The organism is Mesorhizobium sp. RCAM 06353, assembly GCF_059683585.1.
Genome location: NZ_CM185031.1, coordinates 581,085 through 600,607 on the forward strand (window position 1 = coordinate 581,085; position 19,523 = coordinate 600,607).

At 63.0% G+C, this 19,523-nt stretch carries 18 protein-coding genes; 4 read left to right on the top strand and 14 right to left on the bottom strand.

Annotation, left to right across the window (positions count from 1 at the left end; genetic code table 11):
* The first annotated feature begins 29 nt into the window (after nt 1-29).
* The gene (locus AC56QX_RS02590) at nt 30-1,112 is read left to right on the top strand and encodes an acyltransferase family protein (RefSeq protein WP_497113569.1); all 1,083 of its coding nucleotides are present in this window, start codon (nt 30-32) and stop codon (nt 1,110-1,112) included.
* A gap of 136 nt (nt 1,113-1,248) precedes the next feature.
* Here AC56QX_RS02590 and AC56QX_RS02595 read toward each other — a convergent pair whose 3' ends face one another.
* From AC56QX_RS02595 to AC56QX_RS02615, 5 genes are all read right to left on the bottom strand, one after another.
* A complete protein-coding gene (locus tag AC56QX_RS02595; RefSeq protein ID WP_497113570.1) occupies nt 1,249-1,881 on the bottom strand; it encodes a class I SAM-dependent methyltransferase in 633 nt (210 codons plus the stop codon).
* 86 nt (nt 1,882-1,967) lie between these two features.
* A complete protein-coding gene (locus tag AC56QX_RS02600; RefSeq protein ID WP_497113571.1) occupies nt 1,968-2,381 on the bottom strand; it encodes a nuclear transport factor 2 family protein in 414 nt (137 codons plus the stop codon).
* An 81-nt stretch (nt 2,382-2,462) separates the two neighbouring features.
* On the bottom strand, nt 2,463-3,065 hold the full coding sequence (locus AC56QX_RS02605; protein WP_497113572.1) for an NADPH-dependent F420 reductase: 603 nt from the start codon (nt 3,063-3,065) through the stop codon (nt 2,463-2,465).
* Between the two features lie 93 nt (nt 3,066-3,158).
* Nucleotides 3,159-3,911 carry an SDR family NAD(P)-dependent oxidoreductase gene (locus tag AC56QX_RS02610; protein ID WP_497113573.1) on the bottom strand — a complete coding sequence of 251 codons (753 nt, stop codon included), beginning with the start codon at nt 3,909-3,911 and terminating at the stop codon, nt 3,159-3,161.
* A 67-nt stretch (nt 3,912-3,978) separates the two neighbouring features.
* Nucleotides 3,979-4,713, bottom strand: a complete 735-nt coding sequence (locus tag AC56QX_RS02615; RefSeq protein ID WP_497117649.1) for an SDR family NAD(P)-dependent oxidoreductase — start codon at nt 4,711-4,713, stop codon at nt 3,979-3,981.
* Between the two features lie 270 nt (nt 4,714-4,983).
* Here AC56QX_RS02615 and AC56QX_RS02620 point away from each other — a divergent pair, with 270 nt between their 5' ends.
* Nucleotides 4,984-5,880 carry a LysR family transcriptional regulator gene (locus AC56QX_RS02620; protein WP_497113574.1) on the top strand — a complete coding sequence of 299 codons (897 nt, stop codon included), beginning with the start codon at nt 4,984-4,986 and terminating at the stop codon, nt 5,878-5,880.
* A 216-nt stretch (nt 5,881-6,096) separates the two neighbouring features.
* Here AC56QX_RS02620 and AC56QX_RS02625 read toward each other — a convergent pair whose 3' ends face one another.
* The 6 genes from AC56QX_RS02625 to AC56QX_RS02650 all read right to left on the bottom strand — a co-directional run bounded on the left by AC56QX_RS02625 (nt 6,097) and on the right by AC56QX_RS02650 (nt 13,680).
* Nucleotides 6,097-8,484, bottom strand: coding sequence for a polysaccharide biosynthesis tyrosine autokinase (locus AC56QX_RS02625; protein ID WP_497113575.1), 2,388 nt, complete (start codon nt 8,482-8,484; stop codon nt 6,097-6,099).
* A 138-nt stretch (nt 8,485-8,622) separates the two neighbouring features.
* Complete coding sequence (locus AC56QX_RS02630) at nt 8,623-9,519, bottom strand: UTP--glucose-1-phosphate uridylyltransferase (protein WP_115141152.1); 897 nt, start codon at nt 9,517-9,519, stop codon at nt 8,623-8,625.
* Nucleotides 9,520-9,593: 74 nt separating this feature from the next.
* A complete protein-coding gene (locus tag AC56QX_RS02635; protein ID WP_497113576.1) occupies nt 9,594-10,562 on the bottom strand; it encodes a glycosyltransferase family 2 protein in 969 nt (322 codons plus the stop codon).
* Nucleotides 10,552-11,502: a glycosyltransferase family 2 protein gene (locus AC56QX_RS02640; protein WP_497113577.1), complete on the bottom strand. Its 951-nt coding sequence runs from the start codon at nt 11,500-11,502 to the stop codon at nt 10,552-10,554. Before AC56QX_RS02640 ends, AC56QX_RS02635 begins: the two co-directional genes overlap by 11 nt.
* Nucleotides 11,502-12,491, bottom strand: a complete 990-nt coding sequence (locus AC56QX_RS02645) for a glycosyltransferase family 2 protein (protein WP_497113578.1) — start codon at nt 12,489-12,491, stop codon at nt 11,502-11,504. The genes AC56QX_RS02640 and AC56QX_RS02645 overlap by 1 nt, the downstream gene beginning before the upstream one ends.
* Before the next feature lie 16 nt (nt 12,492-12,507).
* Complete coding sequence (locus AC56QX_RS02650) at nt 12,508-13,680, bottom strand: glycosyltransferase family protein (RefSeq protein ID WP_497113579.1); 1,173 nt, start codon at nt 13,678-13,680, stop codon at nt 12,508-12,510.
* Between the two features lie 187 nt (nt 13,681-13,867).
* Here AC56QX_RS02650 and AC56QX_RS02655 point away from each other — a divergent pair, with 187 nt between their 5' ends.
* Both AC56QX_RS02655 and AC56QX_RS02660 read left to right on the top strand, forming a co-directional pair.
* Nucleotides 13,868-15,364, top strand: coding sequence for a lipopolysaccharide biosynthesis protein (locus tag AC56QX_RS02655; protein ID WP_497113580.1), 1,497 nt, complete (start codon nt 13,868-13,870; stop codon nt 15,362-15,364).
* Between the two features lie 52 nt (nt 15,365-15,416).
* Nucleotides 15,417-16,439, top strand: coding sequence for a phosphoribosyltransferase family protein (locus AC56QX_RS02660; protein WP_497113581.1), 1,023 nt, complete (start codon nt 15,417-15,419; stop codon nt 16,437-16,439).
* A gap of 19 nt (nt 16,440-16,458) precedes the next feature.
* Here the strand turns inward: AC56QX_RS02660 and AC56QX_RS02665 are convergent, their stop codons facing one another.
* From AC56QX_RS02665 to AC56QX_RS02675, 3 genes are all read right to left on the bottom strand, one after another.
* Complete coding sequence (locus AC56QX_RS02665; RefSeq protein WP_497113583.1) at nt 16,459-17,538, bottom strand: glycosyltransferase; 1,080 nt, start codon at nt 17,536-17,538, stop codon at nt 16,459-16,461.
* A gap of 66 nt (nt 17,539-17,604) precedes the next feature.
* Complete coding sequence (locus AC56QX_RS02670; RefSeq protein WP_497113584.1) at nt 17,605-18,054, bottom strand: hypothetical protein; 450 nt, start codon at nt 18,052-18,054, stop codon at nt 17,605-17,607.
* A gap of 13 nt (nt 18,055-18,067) precedes the next feature.
* Nucleotides 18,068-19,513, bottom strand: a complete 1,446-nt coding sequence (locus tag AC56QX_RS02675) for a GMC oxidoreductase (RefSeq protein ID WP_497113585.1) — start codon at nt 19,511-19,513, stop codon at nt 18,068-18,070.
* Between the last annotated feature and the right edge of the window lie 10 nt (nt 19,514-19,523).

A 19,523-nucleotide genomic window follows, 5' to 3' on the forward strand; every position in this document is an offset into this window, starting at 1 on the left:
GCTGGCGGGGAGCCATCCGGCGGTGCGGTATGGCTCAGCAGAAAATTACGTTTGGCGGCGTCGACATCCTGCGGTTTCTCGCCGCCGTTTTGGTCATGGTCTACCACTACGGCTTCTGGGTGTGGGCCTATCCCGATGGCATCTCGGCGCAGGCCACGGGCGGTGTTCCCCCGCAACCTGTTATAGGCGCCTGGGTCGGGTCAGGCTGGGTCGGCGTTGAAATCTTTTTCGTCATCAGTGGCTTCGTCATCGCCTTCAGCGCCGAAAAGTCGACCCCGTTGCGGTTTTTCGAGGCCAGGGTCAAGCGGCTGGCGCCGGCGGTCTGGATCTGCGCGCCCATCACCGCCGTGCTGTTGCTGCTGATCGACCTGAGCTGGCCGACAGATGCGGTGGTCCGGCTCGTTCGCACCGGCCTGTTCGCGCCCTATGGTCCGTGGGTGGACAGCGTCTACTGGACCCTCGGCATCGAGATCGCCTTCTACGCCATCGTCTGGGTCCTGCTGCAGCTTGGCCGCTTCCATCTGATGGAGGCGGTCGCCATCGCCATCGGCTTGCTCAGCACGCTGTTCTGGTGCCTCTATTATCCGCTCGGATGGGCCGACTTCGCCGAGACGCGCTGGCTACAGCTCACCCTGGTGCATCATGGCTGCTTCTTCTCGGTCGGCGTGCTGCTGTGGCTGATGCGGTTCAAGGCGCTGACGCCCTCGCGCCTTGCCTTCTGCCTGCTGTTCCTTGGCGGCGGCGTTCTGCAGATCGCCAGTTCCGTCGACGTCCACAGCATCAAGGTCAATGCGGTGATGCCCTATGCACCGCCAATCCTGATCTTCCTCGTCGCGATTGCCTTGATGGCATGGTCGCTGCGGCTCGACCTCAGTTGGAGCGGCTGGCGCCGGATCGGCCTGATGACCTATCCGCTCTACCTGATCCACGACGTCGTCGGCGCGGCAATGCTCGGGGCGCTGGTCCGCGCGGGGTTGCCCTATCTTCTGTCGATGGCGTTCGTCGGCGCCACCATGATCGCGGCAAGCTGGCTGGTGGCGACAGAAGCCGAACCGCGCATCCGGCTGCTGCTCGACCACACCGTTTTCCGCTACCGGCTCAAGGCCGCTTAGACGCCATCGTCGCGTGGTCCCATCAGACGAGCTCATCCAAAGCCGACTTCGTGGCGGCAAGCAGGGTTGCCTCGATGTCTTCGATGGGCTTGTTTGCACCCGTCGGGGGTCGACATGAAGTCGGCGCCGGGACCTGTCAGGGCTTCACGAACCGATAGGCGAAGCGATCGGTCTCGCCTTTGATCGAGGGATCGAAGACCTTGACCGAGTGCGGATCGTCCTTGTTCGCGAGCATTGTGCTTTCCGCGTCCAGTACGAAGCCGGCCGCCTCCACCTCCTCGCGGACGGACGCAGGGTCGATCCGATGCAGCGCCTGGGTGTCGCTCGTGCCCGACCCAGCGGCGGCGGCGTGGTCGACGATGACGTAGGACCCACCGGGCTTCAGCCGCTTGTAGACAGCTCGATTGAAGTCGGCCGCCGTCGCACCCTTCTTCTGGATCAGCGCGGTGTGAAGATCGTGGTAAAACAGGTGCAGCCACAGCACATCCACTGGCTGCGTGACCTCCGGCATCGCGACGAGGTCCGCCGAGACGGCTTCGACATTCTCTCGGCCCGGCTCCTTCGCAAGCGTCCGCATGCGGCCAACCGGATCGTTCTTGAAGTCGGCGACTTCGGCCGGCACGAAGCTGTAGACCCGACCTTCGGGTCCCACGACATCGGAGAACAGGCGCGTCCAATCGCCGTCGCCTGGATAGACGTCAATGACAGTGGAGCCCGCATCTACACGTGCGAACCGGGTCAACTCAGATAGCTTGGATTGGTCGTACATAGGAATCTCCTTTACGGTTGGGCATTAGACGAGCGCGCGGCGTACAATGGGGCAATCCACGGGCCGATGGCTGCAGAGCGCAAGCGCTACGCAGTTCCGGACACGTTCATCCGCGAGGCCCGGGCCAGCGCTTGCGTGTCGACGTACTCTCGGATGTTGGTCAATCTGCCGTCCCGGACCGTGATGGCGAAGATCCAGTCGTCCTCGAACGTCTTGTTCGTGGCTTTGATCTTCCCCCTGGCGAAGCCGACGACCAGGACACGGTCTCCTTGCGCGACGAACTCCCGGGGTTCCGTGGACGTTTCTATCGACTTGGATGCCGTCTCAAGCAAATCCGTTAGCCCCGCGTGTCCGTGGCGCGTTCCGGCTAGCGGCCAGTCTTTGCCGGGGATGATCCACTCGATGTCTTCGGCGACCAGCGCCAGCAGAGCCTCCTTGTCACCGCTGCCGATCGCGGCGAAGAAGTCCTTCACGGTCTGGATGTTCTTCTCGATACTCATGGGAATTTCTCCATTTCGCTTGGGTCGGATCGTGCTCGACCCGATCCGTGCATCGTGGGCCTGCCTGTTGGCACGTCGTGCTCATCCGTCGAACTTGACCAGATCCTTAAAGATCAGATGACCCCAGCTATTTCCGCGCGCCTGGACCAGCAATCCGCCTTCCGAAAGCCCGCCAAGTTTGATCGGCGCGAAACCGAGCTTTTCCGCGAGCGCACCAATCTCCGCTGCGGCAGCGTCATCGTCGCTCGCGAGGAATACGGCTCTTCTGCCACCATGTAGGGCCGGGTCCTGATCAAGGACGGCAGCGAACAGATGGTTGAAGCCCTTGACTAGTTTTGCACCAGAAAATGCCTGTGCAACGAACTTGGAAGAAGGCTTTCCCCCCAGTTTTTCAGGAGGCACGCCGTAGGCATTGGTCACATCGACGATGGTCTTTCCCTGCCAGGTGGCGAGCGCCTTCGCGACATCCGGGTGCGACTCGAAACGGACAGCCAGAAAGATGATGTCCGCCTTGACCGCGTCCGCCAACTTCTTGGGAATGATCGTGGGTCCGATCGCGGCCGCATCGGCTGCAAAGCTTTCCGGCTCGCGCGTGGTTGCGACGGACACGTCGATGCCCTTGCGGGCAAACGCCTTGGCCAGGGCCTTGCCGATATTGCCGAAGCCGATAATTGCGTAGCTCACAATGTTTCTCCTAATCTTGCGTTGGAACTAAAGTTTGAGAAGCGGGATCACTACTGGCGGGGCTGAAGGGCCAGCCACAGGACCGCGCCGGGCTCAGACCTGCGCCCACCCACCATCGACCGCGAGATCTATACCGGTGATGTAGGAGCTTTCATCCGAGGCGAGGAACGTGAGGGCAGCCGCGATTTCCTCTGGCTTGCCCCTGCGACCCATTGGGATCTGTGCAGCAAACTGGGCGACCGCCTGCTCGGCTTGCTCAGCGTTAAGGCCGGTCGTTGTCGCCAAGGCGGGAGTCTCGATCGCGCCGGGGCTCATCGTATTGACGCGAATATTGCGGTCCTTCAGTTCCAGTGTCCAAGACCGCGAGAAGCTGCGAACAGCTGCCTTACTTGCTGCGTAGGCGCTGAACGCTGGCAGCCCCATCACATTCGAGACCGAAGAGTTCAGAATGATCGATCCACCGTCTTTGAAGAGGGGAAGGGCCTTCTGCACCGTAAAGAACAACCCCTTCACGTTCACATCGAAGGTCTGGTCAAAATGGGCCTCAGTAGCTGCCGCGAGCGGCGCGACTGTCCCTGCGCCCGCGTTTGCGAAGAGAATGTCGATGTGACCATGTTTCTCTTTGACGGTGGCGTAGAGCCGGTCCAGATCTTCCAAGCGCGAGACGTCGCCCACGACTGTTGTCACGTTTCTCCCGATAAGGGTCGCGGCCTCTTGTAAGGTTTTCTCGCGTCGTCCAACGATCACGACCTGCGCACCTTCTTCCACAAAACGCTTGGCCGTCGCCAAGCCAATACCGCTGCTTCCGCCTGTGATGACTGCAACCTTAGCTTCGAGTTTTTTCATAATCTTTCGCCTTTGGTCGTGTGTTTTGGTTTTTCGTAAAGCTTGAGAAGCGTGGCCCGCATCGGGGTCAGAGTTGTGCCAGGCCGCCGTCGACGGCGACCTCGCTGGCGGTCATGAAGCTGCTGTCCGACGACGCGAGAAAGGCAGCCACCGCCGCGATCTCCGCGGGATCGGCCATGCGCTGGAGCGGAGTCATCGCGCCGTAGGCCTTCTGGCCCTCCTCGCCCAGAGCTTCCTTCGCGAGTTCGGTCGCCGTCGCCCCGGGCGACAACACGTTGACCCGGATGCCGGTGCCCTTCAGGTCCTCCGCCCAGGTCCGCGCGAGATTGCGCACGGCCGCCTTGCTCGCGCTGTAGGCAGTGAAACCCGGGGCGCCCGTGGTGCCGGCGCTCGATCCGGTCAGGATGATCGAAGCGCCCGGGCCCATCAGCGGCAACGCCTTCTGGACCGTGAAAATCGTGCCCTTCACATTGGTGTCGAAGGTCTCGTCAATGTGCTCGGCGGTGATCTGGCCGAGCGGAAGCGGGCCTCCGGCCCCCGCATTGGCGAAGACGATGTCGAGGCTTCGGCGCTCGGCCTTCACAGCCGCGTAGAGCCGGTCGAGGTCGGCCTCATCCGAGACCGAGCCTTTCACCGCGCGGGCATTGGGCCCGAGGTCCGCCACAGCGGCGTCGAGCGCTTCCTGCCGGCGGCCGAAGATGAAGACGAAGGCGCCCTCCTCGATGAAGCGCTTTGCTGCGGCGCGGCCGATGCCGGTGGCGCCGCCGGTGATGACGGCGGTCTTTCCATTCAATCTGGTCATGACGTGCATCCTTCCAGGCTTCCGCCTTGGTCGTTCGGGAAAGCCCCGAGACCTGAAGATGGGTCTGCCGAGGTCAGGCATTGAGTGAGGAAGCGCGCACATCGGTGGTGCGAAATCGATCCGGTACGGCTATCAACGGCAGCCGCGACGATAAGGTTCCGCCGTTCGGAATTGGGCCCCGCTCGTCGACAAGTGTTATGATGGCCGCCCTGTACTGTTGTACGATAGTCAGAGCTTTGGAAGGCGCACCGCGCGGTGCGAGATTGCACCATGATCGACTGGGATGACGTTCGCTACTTTCTTGCCGTCGCACGCGGAGGCTCGGTGCGGGCCGCCGCCAAGCGCCTCGGCGTCAACCACGCGACCGTGCTGCGACGCATCGCCCAGCTCGAGGACCGCCTTGGAGCGCAGATGTTCGAAAAGCTTCCTTCGGGCTACCGCCTTACGGCAGCGGGCGAGGAGGTCCTCGAGCTCGCGGAGCGGATGGAAGCGTCGTCGCACCAGTTGGAGACACGCGTCTTCGGTCGCGACCAGAGCGTGCGCGGGCTTCTGCGGGTGACGCTGGCTCCGACCCTCGCGACACACCTGCTCATGCCGGACTTCGCCGACTTCGCGCGGCTGCATCCGGACATCGAGATGGAAATCTTGTCGTCCGGCGAGCTGGCAAATCTGACCAACCGAGACGCCGACGTCGCTGTCCGCGTCGTCTACGACCGCAAAACCCTGCCGCTCAATCTTCACGGCCTGAAGGGAGCGGAGCTGTTCGGCGGCGTCTACATGTCCCGGGATCGACTAGCCGCGTGGCGTGCGGGCGCGCCTGATCCCATCCGCTGGATCGTCATAAGCAGTCATGGAATTCCGCAATGGGCCAGCGAGGGTGAGGTTCGCACCACGGCGGTTCCATTCAGGACCACGGACGGCGAGGCGCAGATCGTTGCTGTCCGGCAAGGGCTCGGGATGACAACACTGCCGTGCTTCATTGGCGATGCCGACCCCCTGCTGGTGCGGGTGCCGGGCACTGACCTGCACATGTACGGAACGGTTTGGCTTCTCACACAGGGCGAGACACGCAAGACGAAGCGCGTCCGGCTCTTCACCGAGTTCGTATCCCGCAGGCTCGCCGCGTACGCGCCCCTTCTCGCGGGACTGTCCCTATCGCGCGACTGACGCGCGGCAGGTCGCCGGGATTCCAACCTTGGCGCATGAACGGTGCTTGATCGCCAATTCCGTCAAGGCGGAAATCCAGGTAGCCGCTGCCTAGAGCATTTCACCGTTTCACGGAAACGGCGAGCCGCTCTAACTCTTTGTTTTCGACGCAATTCCCAAGGGAAAACGCTACGCGCTTTTCCCGGGAAAACCGTTCACACTTTTCCTGGAATTGCTCTAGACCGCCGCCTTGGTGCGCACTTCCGACTTGTCGAGATAGTAGCTCGAATATTTGTCGAAGAATTTCTCCGACGCGCCGAACGATCCGTATTTGGCGAGCTTCTTCAGGTCGACCTTATTCAACACCGCGCCGACGATCTTGTTGGCGACATAGGGTTCGGATTCCAGCATCGACCGCACCATGGCGCGCGGCGTGCGGCCCCATTCGGTGACCAGCACGAAGCCGTCGACCAACGGCGCGAAGGCCTTGGCGTCGACCACCGGACCGAGCGGCGGCAGATCGACGACGATGTACTCGAACGTCTCCTTGGCATTCTCGATGAAGCGCCGCATGCCGGCCGAGGACAGTAGTTCGCTGGTGTGCGAGAAGTTGCCGCGCAGCACGGCGGGGATGATGGCGAGCTTGGTCTGCCTGTCGATCTTGCCGACGGATTGCCAGGTCTGGCCGTTGACCACGGCTTCCATCAGGCCTTGCTCAGCCTCCATGCCGAGGCTGCGGCTGAGGCCAGGATTGCGCAAGTCACCGTCGATGAGCAGCGTCTTGGCCCCGTTGGCGGCAAGCAGCCCGGCAAGATTGGCCGCGACGGTAGACTTGCCTTCGCCGGGAAGCACCGAGATGACGCCGACGACGCGGCTGCCTTGTCCTTCCATCACGACATCGAAGGCGATCTTGGCGCTGCGCAGCGTTTCGGAGAACATTGATGCCGGAGCGTCGATGCTCACCCGCATTCGTGCGCGCTTTTCAAGCGCGGCCGGCGACCTGGCGGCCTTGGCATCCGGCTGAGCCTCGGCCTGCTTGTCCTCCCTGGCTGGTTTGCTGCCGATGGTCGGCAAATAGCCGAGGAATTTGAGGCCGACGCGGTCGCGCACCTCCTCGCCGGTCCGGAAGAACCGCTCGTTGAATTCGTTGAGGCCGCCGAAGCCGGCGCCCATCAGCACGCCGAGCACGAGCGACAATCCGAGCACGATGATGGAGCGCGGGCTCGAGGCGGACATCGGCGTCGAGGCGTCCGAGATGATGCGGATCTTGCCGACCGGGAAGGATTGCTGCTGCGCGGCTTCCTCGTAACGGCCGAGGAATGTTTGATAGAGCGTGGTAAGCGCCGTCGCCTTCTGGTCGAGGTCGCGCAACTGGACCTGCGACTGGTTGTCGATGGAGCTCTTGCCCTGTGCGGCGGCGACATTGGCCCTGAGCGCGGTCTCGCGCGCCAGCGCCACCTCATATTCGTTGCGATAGCTTTCGGTGAGCTGCTTCAACTCGCCGAAAATCTGGGTTGATATGTCGGCCTTCTCCTTGGCCAGCGCCAAGGCTTGCGGATGCTGGGGGCCGAAATTCGCTTCGATGTCCTGCAGCCGCTTGGCGACCGTGAGATAGCGGGTCTTGAGCGCTGCGATAACCGAGCTGCTTGGCTGGTCGCTTGATATGGCGGCGTCATTGAAAGCGTTGTCGGAGCCGCTGTCGATAATCGCCTTGTACTGCTGGTAGCGGGCGCTGGCGCGCGCGGTATCCGCCTGCGCCACGATGAGCTGGGCGTTGAGGTCGGCAAGCTGCTTGTCGCTCATCAGCTGGCCATCGCTGTTGGCGGACAGGCCGTGTTCGGCCCTGAATTTCTCGACCGCCAGCGACGCCTGCTGCGAGCTCTCGCGCAGTTCCGTCAGCCGGCCTTGCAGCCAGACCGCCGCGCGCTCGGTGGCGTCGAAGCTGGCATCGAGCTGATCGGCGAGATAGGCGTCGGCATAGGCCTTGGTGATCGCTTTCGCCAGTCCCGGATCCGTCGCCTGATAACCAAGCGCGATGACGTAGCTTCGTCCGACGCGCTCCGCCCGGATCTCGTTTTGCAGCTTGAGGATGGCGTAGTCGCGGCGCGACGCGGCAATCATCGCATCGCGGGTAGCCGGGTCGAGCTTGCTGATGTCACCGACGCCCGGCACGGGCGCACTGGGGTGGACATACTGCATCAGGCCGCGGATCAGGCCGACACCCTGGGCAAGCGCCGACTGAGGCGGGTTCATGAACGCATCGCTCTGGTCGAGCTTGAGCTTGTCGACGACCACCGCGGCGAGCCGCGTCGAGGTCAGGATCTCGATCTGGCTCAGAATGGCGGAATCGGTCTGCATGGTCGTCGACGCCGCCGAAATGTCGTCGACGATCTTGTTCAGGCCCTCGTCGATCAGCACGCTCGAGATCGACACATATTTGGGCGGCGTTGTCTGGAGATAGAGCATGCCGAGGAAAAGACCGATGGCGGCGCAAACGGCGACCACCTTGGCCTGCCGCGCAGCCATGCCAAGCAGCCGCTCGATATCGATGAAGTCTTCGCCGTTTCCTGCGTCCGAATTCGGCAATGGCATCCTCTTGTCGAGAGGAAAGTTGGCATAATTCATCTTCAGTCCAATTCTAGCTTACAGGCGCCTCGAAGGATCGGGAGCATCGCCAAAGGCAACGCAAGCTTCATGCCAGACGGCGGGGGCCTGTCGGCCCCGCGCCGCCAGCCATCCGGCAATACTCCCGAAAGATGGGCATTATGCGGCTTCTTCCTGACGTTCATGCGACCGGACGAACTCCTGAAGCATCTCGAAAACCGGGCCCTTCATGTCGTTGCGCGCCAGCGCAAAGGCGATGTTGGCCTGGATGAAGCCTTCCTTGGAGCCGCAATCGAACATGCGACCGAGGAAAGGCTGGGCAAAGAACGGCTGATCCTTCGACAGGCGGACCATGGCATCGGTCAGCTGGATCTCGTTGCCGGCACCACGCTGCTGATTGCCCAGCAGCGCGAAGATCTCGGGCTGCAGGATGTAGCGGCCGTTGATGTAAAAGTTCGACGGCGCGTTGGCCGGGGCCGGCTTTTCGACCATGGCCGAGACCTCGAACCCGCCGCCGATATCGGCGCCGCGGCCGACAATGCCGTATTTGTTGGTCTCGCTCGGATCGCAACGCTCCACGGCGATGACGTTGCCGCCGGTGCGCTCATAAAGGTCGACGGTTTCGGCGAGGCATCCGCGCCCGCCGAAGGACACCATGTCAGGCAAAAGCAGGGCGAAGGGCTCGTTGCCGATGACCTCGCGGGCGCACCAGACGGCGTGGCCGAGGCCCTGCGGCGACTGCTGGCGGATGAAGGAGGTGGCGCCGGCCACCGGCAGCATGCTTTCGAGCGCTTCCAGCTGGGTCTTCTTGCCGGTCTGCTCCAGCGTTCCGATCAATTCCGGATGCAGGTCGAAATAGTCCTCGATGACCGCCTTGTTGCGGCCGGTCACGAACACGATGTGCTCGATGCCGGCTTCGAAGGCCTCGTCCACCGCATATTGCACGACAGGCCTGTCGACGACGGGAAGCATTTCCTTCGGCATCGACTTGGTCGCCGGCAGGAACCGTGTTCCAAGCCCCGCCACCGGTATCACGGCCTTCCTGATTTTCTTCATCGCAAATTCCTTCTGAGGAGATCGACTGCAGTTCCTTCACAGGCCACGAAAAATCCCTCCATGTGCCTGCATCTTCACCTCCCCACCCCCACGGCAAACTGTGCCGCTACTCGTCGCAACCGCACGGCGATCGGCATGCCCATATGCCTGACCGCCGCCGGGTCGCTTAGCGCCGTCCGGATCGCCTTGAGCGGGGACCGCGCCTTGATGTGCTGGACCATCGCCAGGAAGGAGGCCGCCTTGCGCAGGCTGCGGCCGCGCCGGGCGAAAGCCGCCTGGGCTGCCTCGTCCATCCGATGGGTTTGAGCGAATACAGCATCCGCCTTGCGCATGGCTTCGACATGGTGAAGCTCGAGCACACGCGAGATGGAGCCGCTGCGGATATGATAGGCATAGCCGATCTCAGGCTCGACCACGCATCGGCCGCCCTTGGCCAGAGCCTCGGCAAACAGGATGTAGTCCTCGCCGATCCTCAATTTCTCGTCATAGCGAAGCCGGTTCTCGTCCAGGAACCGGCGCTGGAAGATCGGCTTGAGGTAGCCGAGGTTGAACTTCGATTCGAAGACGATGTTGCCGGCGATGTAGGTGGCCAGCGAAATCTCGTGCAGGCTTTCCAGATACCGGCGCGGGAACATCGCATCTTCGACCACCCCGTCCTCGCGGATGACCTGGAGATTGTCGACGGCGATTTGCGCATCTGCCCTCTCGGCACGGTCGATCATGGCGGCGATACGGCCAGGAAAGACGGCGTCGTCGGAATCGAGAACCGCGATCCACCTGCCGCGGGCGACGTCGAGCCCGGCATTCCTGGCGCCGCCCGGACCACGATTTTTGGCCAGGGCGACGACGCGCACAATGTCCCCGGGATAGGCCCGCGCCACATCGAGCGTGGCATCGCGTGACTGGTCGTCGACGACGATGATCTCGACGTTGACATCCTTCTGCGCGATGGCGCTGGCAATCGCCCGGTCGAGCGTTGCCTCGGCATTGTAGGCGGCGATGACAAAGGAAACATCGGGGGTTGGGGAAACGTCAGGCTGCACGCTTGCCTCCTTCCCCAGGTGAGGATTGGCCGTAGAGGCGGATTTCGCGGATGCCGACAAGGCCGCTGACGACGCCGACATGCATGATGGCGCGCAGCACGCTGCGGTTCCTGCGCACCGGGCTGGCGACGACGGGAAGGGCTGCGGCGAAACAAAAGGCTGCCTTTGCGGAGGCCAGGCCAACATGCTTGATCAGCCCGATGCCTCGCGCATTGGTGCCGAGAAGGTGGCCGTGCGTCTGACCGACGCGAAAACGGCGACGGCCGAGCCAGTCGAACGCGGCCCTTGAGCGCGGCACCACCTCGTCCACCCAAGCCTCTCGAGAAAACGCGATGCGGCCGCCGGCCTTGACCATCTGGTCGAAGAACTCGGTGTCTTCGCCACCGGTCTGGCCGCGCGCCAAGCTGAAGCGGCGGCCGCGCAGGCTGTCCGATCCCATCCTGAGCAGGACGTTGCAGGTGTAGCCGGTGCGGATCTCGCCGCGCACCCAGACCGGCAAGGTCGAGTGGAAATCGCCGCGCCGCATCCAGTCGGGCGCATCCGGGCGGTAAAGCGCCTGCACCGGGCCGAGCACGGCTGTTGCACCATTGTCCTCGGCCGTCGCCACCAGCTCGGCCAGCCAACGGGGAGAGGCCGTCTCATCATCGTCAATGAAGGCGAGGAAATCCGCCTCGCTGGCGTCGAGGCAAGCGTTGCGGGCGACCGAGATGTTCCGCGCAGGGGCATGCCGATAGCGGACTGGCAATTTCAAATCCTGCGACAGCGCCGTCACCAGGGCCTGTGCGCTTGGCGTGTCGTCATTGTCGGCGACAATGACGCTGATTTCAAACCCTGCCGGCATCTCCATGGCAGCAAGCGAGCGCAACGTGTCGGCAAGTTCCGGCCGCCGGAACGTGCAGACACCGATGTCGATGCTGCGGTTCTTGGTCTGAACCGCCATCACGCCACCCCTCGTCGCGCGCCGAGGCCGAGAAGCTGCAGCCAGAAGCCGACGGACCAGCCGAAATGCATGACCATCGCCGAGACCCCTGCCAGGGCGATGTCGGCATTGCGCTGGCGAATGGCCGTCACCACGCCGTAGCCCAGGCATACCGCAGCCCAGATCAGCAGCGGCACCGCCGCGATCCAGTGCACGAAGGAGAAGGCCGCCAGAAGGACCACCGGGAAGACTGCCAGCGGCACCATCTGCCGGACCTTCGGGATGACGCGGTGCTTCAGCACATTCTTGGCGCGGCCGCGGCCATAGCCGAGATACTGGAAATAGAGGCCTTTGAGCGAGGCGCGCGGATAGTAGACCATCTGCGTCTTGCCACTCATCCAGATCTTGTAGCCGGCCTGCCGCAGCCGGTAGTCGAGTTCGGCATCCTCATTGTGGCTGAAGGTCTCGTCATACCCGCCGACAGCGCCGAAGGCCGATATCCGCATCAGCGCGTGATGGCCGTGGTCGACCCATTCTCCGGCGGAGAGGTGACGATGCTTGGAGCCACCGGTGCCGAGTTTCGAATTCTGCGCCGCCGCAACCGATTTCTGCACGGCACCGCTGCCGCTGGTCAGCATTGAAACCACGACCGAATCCGCTGATGTGGCCATTGCTTCCTCGATCAGCCGATCGCAATAATCGTCGGGATAGCCGCCATGCGCGTCGATGCGGATAAGATACTGCGCGCCTTCGCCAAACGTGCCGACGGCGAGATTGATCGCCGCACTCTGGATGCGCCGCTTGTTGTGCAGCAGCATGACACGCTCATCCTTGGCGGCGATCTGCTCGACAATGGCCAGCGTGCCGTCGGTGCTGCCGCCATCGGCGACGATAATCCTGGCGCCAAGCCTTTCAGCAGCGGGCCGCAATTGATCGAGCAGCGTACCGATATGGGCTGCCTCGTTCAGGCAGGGGATCACGATCAGGCTGGAGGGAAGCGCTTGCGTCATCGGGCGATGTTCATCCTTATGCCAGGGCCTCGGCCGCGAGGGGTTCGCGCACGGTGGTCAGGCGGCGCAGTTTTTCGACCAGCGCCCTGCAATCGCTGCGGTCGTAGCTCCACGTCCTCGGATTGTGGGCAAGCACGCGCGCCCTCAGCCTGCCGAAGCGGTGCTCCTCCATCTTGCCGAGTGCGGTTTCGAGCGCGTCTGATGAAGCCTGCGGCAACAGGACGCCGATGTCCTGCTGGCTGAGGAACCGACCGGTTTCGGTATGGCCCATCGAGATCGGCACCGCCCCGAAGCGGCAGCCTTCATAGAGGCGGTTGGGCAGCAGCCATTCCGAATTCTGCCCCTCTTCGAAGAAATCGATCGCCCAGGAGAAATGGACGTCCTGGTAGATCGCCGCCATGTCCTCCGGATTGCGGTAGGGTCCGCGAAACGACAGGTAAGGCTCGGCATCGACGAAGGCATGGAAATCCGGGAATTCGGAGAGCGCCGGACGGCCGCGCAGCACGACTTCGAAACGTCCATCCATGCGGCGCGTGAAATCGGCCAGCAGCTTGAGCGAGCGGCGGCAGCGCAGCGCCCCGAACCAGCCGATTCGCCATGGCGGAGCGGCAGGTGCTTCCACGGCCTCACGTTCGGCGGGCAAGATCGCTGCTGCCTCGAAATATTTGTTCTCGACCAGCTCGACGGGTGCGGCGACCTGGCGGAAAGGCTTGAAATAATTGGCGATGAAGGCGGGCGAACTGGTCACCAGCAGCTTCACGTCGCGCGCCAGATGGCGCTCAGTGGCGCGCAGCGCCTTGCCGAGGACATCGTCGCGGAGCACCAGGCGGTGGATGTCGAGGCATTCATAGACGATCGGCACCGTAGTGCCGAAGGCCGATTTGGCGCGACGGGCCAGTGCCAGCATTTCGAGATTGCGCGCGATGATGAGATCGGGCCGCGGCGTGGCCGCGAGCTTTGAACCGATTGAAATCGCAGCTTTCGCCACGGCCGCCAGGCGCTGGGCGAATCGGCCGTCGCGCGTCGCACCAAGGTCGATCGGGCGCAATCCTTCTATGTCGGCAATCGGGGTTTCGGTGCGGCGGAAGCCCGCCAGAGTAACCCGGGCGCCGCCCGTCCTGAGCATTGTGATCCGCCGGCGAACCGCCGGATCGGAAACATCGTGCACCAGGTACAAGACATGCAGCATAAAAACTCGACCGCTGTTTGACCCCACCCACAGGGATGCTAGTACAGCTCTTGCTGCATCGCAACATTTTTGGCGCGCCGATGGACATTTTCTGTTGCACTGCAAAATTATTGCCGTAGTTTGGCGTTGGCGGCGGTCGTGGATTTTCAAGGTTCGGGAATCCGCGCAAAAATCAGGAATCCTGAATTTGGAAGCCAATCCATTCGATCCGCCAGAAGGCTCGTTGCGCAAATCGGTCGGCCGTGGCGCGGTGGTGACGGCCATGTCGCAATCGGTGCGGGTCGCGACACAGATCATATCCGTCATCGTGCTGTCGCGGCTCCTGTCGCCTCAGGATTTCGGTGTCGTGGCGATGTGCGCGCCGGTGCTGGCCTTCATCGCGCTGTTCCAGGATTTCGGCCTGACCCAGGCGACGATCCAGAAAACAGGAATCCGGCATGATGAGGTGAACTACCTCTTCTGGATCAATGTCGCGGTCAGCGCGATCCTGGCTTGCGTGCTTGCAGGTGCCGCACCGCTGGTCGCCGCCTTCTATGGCGAACCACGCGTGACCGGCCTAGTGGCCGCGTTCGGCCTGCAGATCATGGCCTATGGGCTTGGTGCCCAACATCTGGCGCTGTTGACGCGGCGCATGCAGTTCGGACGCCTGGCGATCATCGATGTCGCCAGCGCGGTTGCCGGGCTGGCGGTATCGATTGCCTGGACCTTCATCGACCGTTCCTACTGGGCATTGTTTGCCGGTACGCTGACCGGCGCCGTGCTGCCGACGCTATGCTACTGGGCGAGCTCGCGCTGGCGGCCGGGCATGCCGCGCAAGGTCGCCGGCATCGGCGAACTGATCAATTTCGGCGCCGGCATCACTGGTTTCAACTTCGCCAATTTCTTCGCCCGCAATCTCGACAATGTGCTGATCGGCAAATATTGGGGCGAGCAGCAACTCGGCCTTTACGACCGCGCCTACAAGCTGCTTCTGTTCCCGCTCAGCCAGATCACCAATCCGCTGTCGAAGGTCATGGTGCCGGCGCTGTCCAGGCTGAAGGACGAGCCGGACCGCTACCGCAGCGCCTATCTGCGCGTCATGCCGCTGATCCTGTTGGTGGCGCTGCCCGGTGTCGCCTTCGCCACCGCGATGTCGGATGTGCTGATCCCCTTCGTGCTCGGCGAGCAGTGGCGCGCCAGCGCCTCGATCTTCCTGGCGCTCGGTTTCGCCGGCCTGCTGCAGCCGTTGAACAACCCGGCGGGCTGGCTTTTCGTTAGCCAGGGCCGCTCCGGTGACTTCATGCGCTGGGGCATCATCACCGCCGTGACGTCCGTGCTCGCCTTCGCGATCGGCCTGCCCTATGGCGCGCTCGGCGTGGCGATCGCCTATGCGGTCAGCGAATATCTGCGCACACCGTTCCTGTGGCTCTATGTCGGCAAGAGCGGACCGCTGCAGGCCAGCCATGTGCTGCGCGCCGCAACGCCGTTCGTGCTCGGCGCGCATCTGGCGCTGGCGGCGGTCTGGCTGATCAAGCCGCTGCTGCCGCAGCAGCATGTCATCGCCTTGGCCAGCGGCGCCATCCTTGCCTATCTCATCACCATCGTCATCGCGCTGGCCTTCGCATCCGGCCGCGAGGCCTTGCGCGAAGCCGTAAAAATGCTGCCGGCAAGACAGCCGGCGGCAACGCCGCGCGAGGCGCAATAATTTCGGCGCCTTTTTGAGCCACCCACATCCACACGAGCATCAGGTCTGATTCATGCACTACCGATCGATCTCCGACATGAACGACACGATCGTCAGCAACCTTCACCGGCTGCCGCGCGATATCGACCTGGTGGTCGGCGTTCCAAGAAGCGGCGTGCTGGCGGCGACGCTGGTCAGCCTTGCGGCCAACATTCCGATGACCGACCTGGATAGCTTCCTGGAAGGCCGGGTCTACACGTCAGGCATCACCAAGCGCCGCGCCGCGCTCGACCGCAAGGTCTCGGACATGCGCAAGGTGCTGGTGATCGACGACAGCGTTGCCGGCGGCAATGCCATGCGCGACGCCCGCGCCCGCATTCAAGCTGCCGGCATCGAGGCCGATTTCACCTTTGCCGCCGTGTTCGGCCTGCAGCCGCAGCATCAGGAGATCGATGTCGTCTTCGAGGTCGTGCCGCATCCGCGCATGTTCCAGTGGAATTTCATGCATCACAAATTCCTGGCGCAATGCTGCGTCGACATAGACGGCGTGCTGTGCCTCGATCCGACCGAAGCGGAAAACGACGACGGCCCGGCCTATGAGAAATTCCTCAGCGAAGCGCGGCCGCTTCATGCCCCGACGCACAAGATCGGCTGGCTGGTCACCAGCCGGCTGGAGAAATACCGTGCGCTGACCGAGGCATGGCTGGCCAAGCATGGGATCCAGTACGACCAGTTGATCATGCTCGACCTGCCGAGCAAGGCGGAGCGCCAGCGGCTTGGCGCGCATGGCAGTTTCAAGGCCGATTTCTACCGCAAATCCAACGCCATCCTGTTCATCGAAAGCGAGCATCCACAGGCGCTGAGGATCACCGAACTGTCAGGTAAGCCGGTGCTGTGCGTCGAAACGCACATCGTGAGCTTTCCCGACACGCTGTCGCTGCCGGCGCTCGGCCAGGCGGCGCGCAACCTGCCGGCGAGGCTGCGGCAGATCAACTCGCAGGAAGGCCGCAAAGGCGCCGCCAAGGCCCTTGCCCGCGCCCTGCTCGGTGCGCGTGGCTACGAGACGCTGAAGAGCCGGGTCAAGCGCCCGGCCTGATCAACATCATTCGGCAGCGCTACGCCGCTTGACGCGCGCGTTGCTGCACCGCCCTGTCCAGTATCGAGAAGAAGGTGACGAACTGGCGGTCGGGATCGAGCTCCGGGCGCGCCGCGAAACCGCGCGCGAGGCTGGAAACCCGCTCGTATTCCTTGTTGTCGTTCCACAGCTGCCTGACAGCCGCGACCCAATCGATGAGCGGAGCGTCGTAGTCGAGCACCGTGCCGCCGGGGCCGATTGCTTCGGGCAGGCCGCCGCGCCGCGAGCCGACAACCGGAATGCCGCTGCAATGGGCCTCTGACGCGACCCGGCCCCAGGCCTCCTCCCATTTCGAGGGCGCAAGCAGGATCCTGGTGCGGCCATAGATCGTCTTCATGTCGTTGGTGCGGCTCTCCAGCGTGACATTGCCAAGCGGTGCGATCGTCTCTTCGATGCGCGCGCGATGGTCATCCTCCAGCTTCCAGCTCTCGACGAACAGGAACGGGATTTCGGGGCAGGCGCCAGCAAGGCGCACCGCCAGCTCGAAGCCCTTTTCCTCATAGGGGTTGATCAGGGTGACGAATTGGCCCGTGGTCGGCGTGGCGTACTGCGTCGGGTTGATGGTCGGCGGGATCACCGTCGCCTCGATGCCGAACTCTCTGGCGTAGGTGCGTGCGGTGAATTCCGAATTGGCGATGTAGAGGGCAGAACCCAATTCGCGCAGGTCGCCGCCCAGCTCGTGGAACTCGACATTCCTGAGATAGACGACCAGCGGTACGCCCTCGGCCTGCAACGCTTTGCCGAGCGGAACCGATTTGTGGCACTGCACCACCGTCACGTCAGGCTTCAGTTTCTGGACGGCAAAGCCTGCTGCTTCCCAGGGAAACCATGTCCTTATCACCGGGTAACCGGGAAAGCTGTCAACGACCGCGGGTTGCCGCAAGAGCTTCATCTTGGCGCGCGCCTTGAGGCCGAACATGCCGTCGCCAAACAGAGCGGCGAGCACCGATGCTTCATGGCCGTGTTCGATCAGCTGCTGCGCCAGATGATGCGTGCTGGACTGGACGCCACCGCCGAACTCGGGTGGATAGCCGTTGCCGCTGGCAAAGAGGACTTTCATGGAACCGGCTCCTGGTCTTTTCGCATTTCAGTCAAGCGGCCGATGAACAGCCGCGTCGAAGGCGCCTCAGGCGCTCTGTGGCGGGTCAAGCGTCGCGAACGGGTTGGTGCATGAGTGCCATCCGGTGAATCGGATCGGATCATCGGGTGAACTGCGCCAGGCGTAGTCGGTCAGCATATGGAACTCGGCCACGGCCCAGCGATCGAAATGCCTGAGATCGCGCCGCTTCTCCCTCGGCAACAACCCGCGTGCCTGCCCGAGCTTCGTCGTTTCGAGCAAGGTGATGGCATCGCCCAGCCTATCACTTGGAAATATCCACGGGTTGCGATTGCGGAACTCGAGCACGAACTGCTGCAGATGCTCGATGCGCATGTTCAGCCTGCCGAGATATTTTTCCAGCGTGACGCGAACCAGATCCTCATCCGAAAACGACGAGACGGCCGCATAGGCAACGCCCGTCGACGCAACACCGCCTGCCAGGATCGCCAGGGCCGAGCGCCGTGTGACTTCGATCATCGGCCTGCTCCTCTCATGCGATCCGGCTCGCCGCCCGCAGGGACAAAGCCGCCGCGGTCAGGCTCGGGTTGGCGCAGGAGCAGCTCGGATAGGTGCTGGTGCCGACGACAACCAGGTTTCTCAACCGGTGATGGATCATATTGCTGTCGATCACAGAATCGGCCGGGCCGGTGCCCATCCTCAGCGTGCCCTGGACATGCGATTCCGTTGGCCGGATGCCGCGGTCGAAGAGCCGTTCGACCGGCAGCGGGGCAAGCAACCCTGGCAATTTATCCAGAGCCCGTGCCATGCCCTTGACCGCATAGTCCGACGGTGCCTTGAAGCTGACAAAGGCATTGTCGTCCTCGTCGAGGGTGACGAAATTCTCGTGGTCGAGCAGGTTTTCCGTGACCACAACAAGCGGCAGCGTCTGGCGCAACCGCCCCTTCTCGGCACGCATCCCGTGCTGCCAGCGGTTTTCGAAATAGACCAGTGCCGCCGCGTGCTCGGACCGGTGCGGGCCGTCATAGAGGCCGAAATTCAGGCCAGTGGTGATGGTGCTGCCGTCGAAATTGTCGACGCCGTCGAGATAGACCTCGAAATTCCAGCCGTAGGATTCGTGCAGGCCGCGCCCGACGAATTCGTCTCCGAGGCCCGATCGCAGCATGATTGCAGCGCTCTGGATGGCATTGGCGCCGAGGATGAAGAGATCGCCGCTGACCTGATATTCCTTGCCGTCATGGACGAAGGTGACCGAACGGACCGTGCCGCCGACATGGTCAAGCCTGCGCACTTCAGCACCGAGGCAGACCGAAACGTCAGGATGCTCGAAGACATGCATCAGGCCGTTGTTGACGGTGAATTTGGCGTCGGCCGGACACAGCCAGCAGCGCAGATTGGCGCAGCACGAGCTACGCTGCGCGGTCGGCACGCGGGCGCGGGCGGTCGGCATGACGAAATGCTGGTCGGGCTGGGCCGCCTTCATCAGCTTGTCCGGCGTCGACATGCGATGCGGCGGTTGCGGAAACGGTTTCGAGCGCGGCAGCATCGCCGCCATGTCGGGATCACCCGAGATCGACATGATCTCTTCGGCATCGCAGTAGAACGGCTCGACATCGTCATAGCTGATCGGCCAGTCATTGCCGATGCCGTAGGTGCTCTTCAGCCTGAAGTCGTTGGGATGGAACCTCGGCGTCTGCGCGAACCAGCAGTTGGTCCCGCCACCCAGCCCGATCGTGTAATTCCACGGCTTGTCGGCATTGTCAGTCTTGTAGGTCGTCTCGTCGTCGATGTCGGTGTTGGCGTTCTGGTCGAGCTGCCATTCATGCGTGTTGTGGCGGCCCCATTCCAGCACCAGGATGCGCGCCTTACGCCGCTTGGCGAACTCATGCAGGAAGAAGGCCGAACCGAAGCCGGAGCCGATCGCGACAACATCGAAATGATCCCTGGTGACTTGCTCGGGCTTTACGTCCAGCACCATCAGCCACAAC

What these genes read in the sequence shown, in the direction of transcription:
- AC56QX_RS02645 (WP_497113578.1), bottom strand. Translation starts at nt 12,491, where the DNA reads ATGACGCAAGCGCTTCCCTCCAGCCTGATCGTGATCCCCTGCCTGAAC.
- AC56QX_RS02620 (WP_497113574.1), top strand. Translation starts at nt 4,984, where the DNA reads ATGATCGACTGGGATGACGTTCGCTACTTTCTTGCCGTCGCACGCGGA.
- AC56QX_RS02610 (WP_497113573.1), bottom strand. Translation starts at nt 3,911, where the DNA reads ATGAAAAAACTCGAAGCTAAGGTTGCAGTCATCACAGGCGGAAGCAGC.
- AC56QX_RS02615 (WP_497117649.1), bottom strand. Translation starts at nt 4,713, where the DNA reads ATGACCAGATTGAATGGAAAGACCGCCGTCATCACCGGCGGCGCCACC.
- AC56QX_RS02675 (WP_497113585.1), bottom strand. Translation starts at nt 19,513, where the DNA reads ATGGTGCTGGACGTAAAGCCCGAGCAAGTCACCAGGGATCATTTCGAT.
- AC56QX_RS02595 (WP_497113570.1), bottom strand. Translation starts at nt 1,881, where the DNA reads ATGTACGACCAATCCAAGCTATCTGAGTTGACCCGGTTCGCACGTGTA.
- AC56QX_RS02650 (WP_497113579.1), bottom strand. Translation starts at nt 13,680, where the DNA reads ATGCTGCATGTCTTGTACCTGGTGCACGATGTTTCCGATCCGGCGGTT.
- AC56QX_RS02640 (WP_497113577.1), bottom strand. Translation starts at nt 11,502, where the DNA reads ATGGCGGTTCAGACCAAGAACCGCAGCATCGACATCGGTGTCTGCACG.
- AC56QX_RS02630 (WP_115141152.1), bottom strand. Translation starts at nt 9,519, where the DNA reads ATGAAGAAAATCAGGAAGGCCGTGATACCGGTGGCGGGGCTTGGAACA.
- AC56QX_RS02665 (WP_497113583.1), bottom strand. Translation starts at nt 17,538, where the DNA reads ATGAAAGTCCTCTTTGCCAGCGGCAACGGCTATCCACCCGAGTTCGGC.
- AC56QX_RS02670 (WP_497113584.1), bottom strand. Translation starts at nt 18,054, where the DNA reads ATGATCGAAGTCACACGGCGCTCGGCCCTGGCGATCCTGGCAGGCGGT.
- AC56QX_RS02625 (WP_497113575.1), bottom strand. Translation starts at nt 8,484, where the DNA reads ATGAATTATGCCAACTTTCCTCTCGACAAGAGGATGCCATTGCCGAAT.
- AC56QX_RS02660 (WP_497113581.1), top strand. Translation starts at nt 15,417, where the DNA reads ATGCACTACCGATCGATCTCCGACATGAACGACACGATCGTCAGCAAC.
- AC56QX_RS02600 (WP_497113571.1), bottom strand. Translation starts at nt 2,381, where the DNA reads ATGAGTATCGAGAAGAACATCCAGACCGTGAAGGACTTCTTCGCCGCG.
- AC56QX_RS02590 (WP_497113569.1), top strand. Translation starts at nt 30, where the DNA reads ATGGCTCAGCAGAAAATTACGTTTGGCGGCGTCGACATCCTGCGGTTT.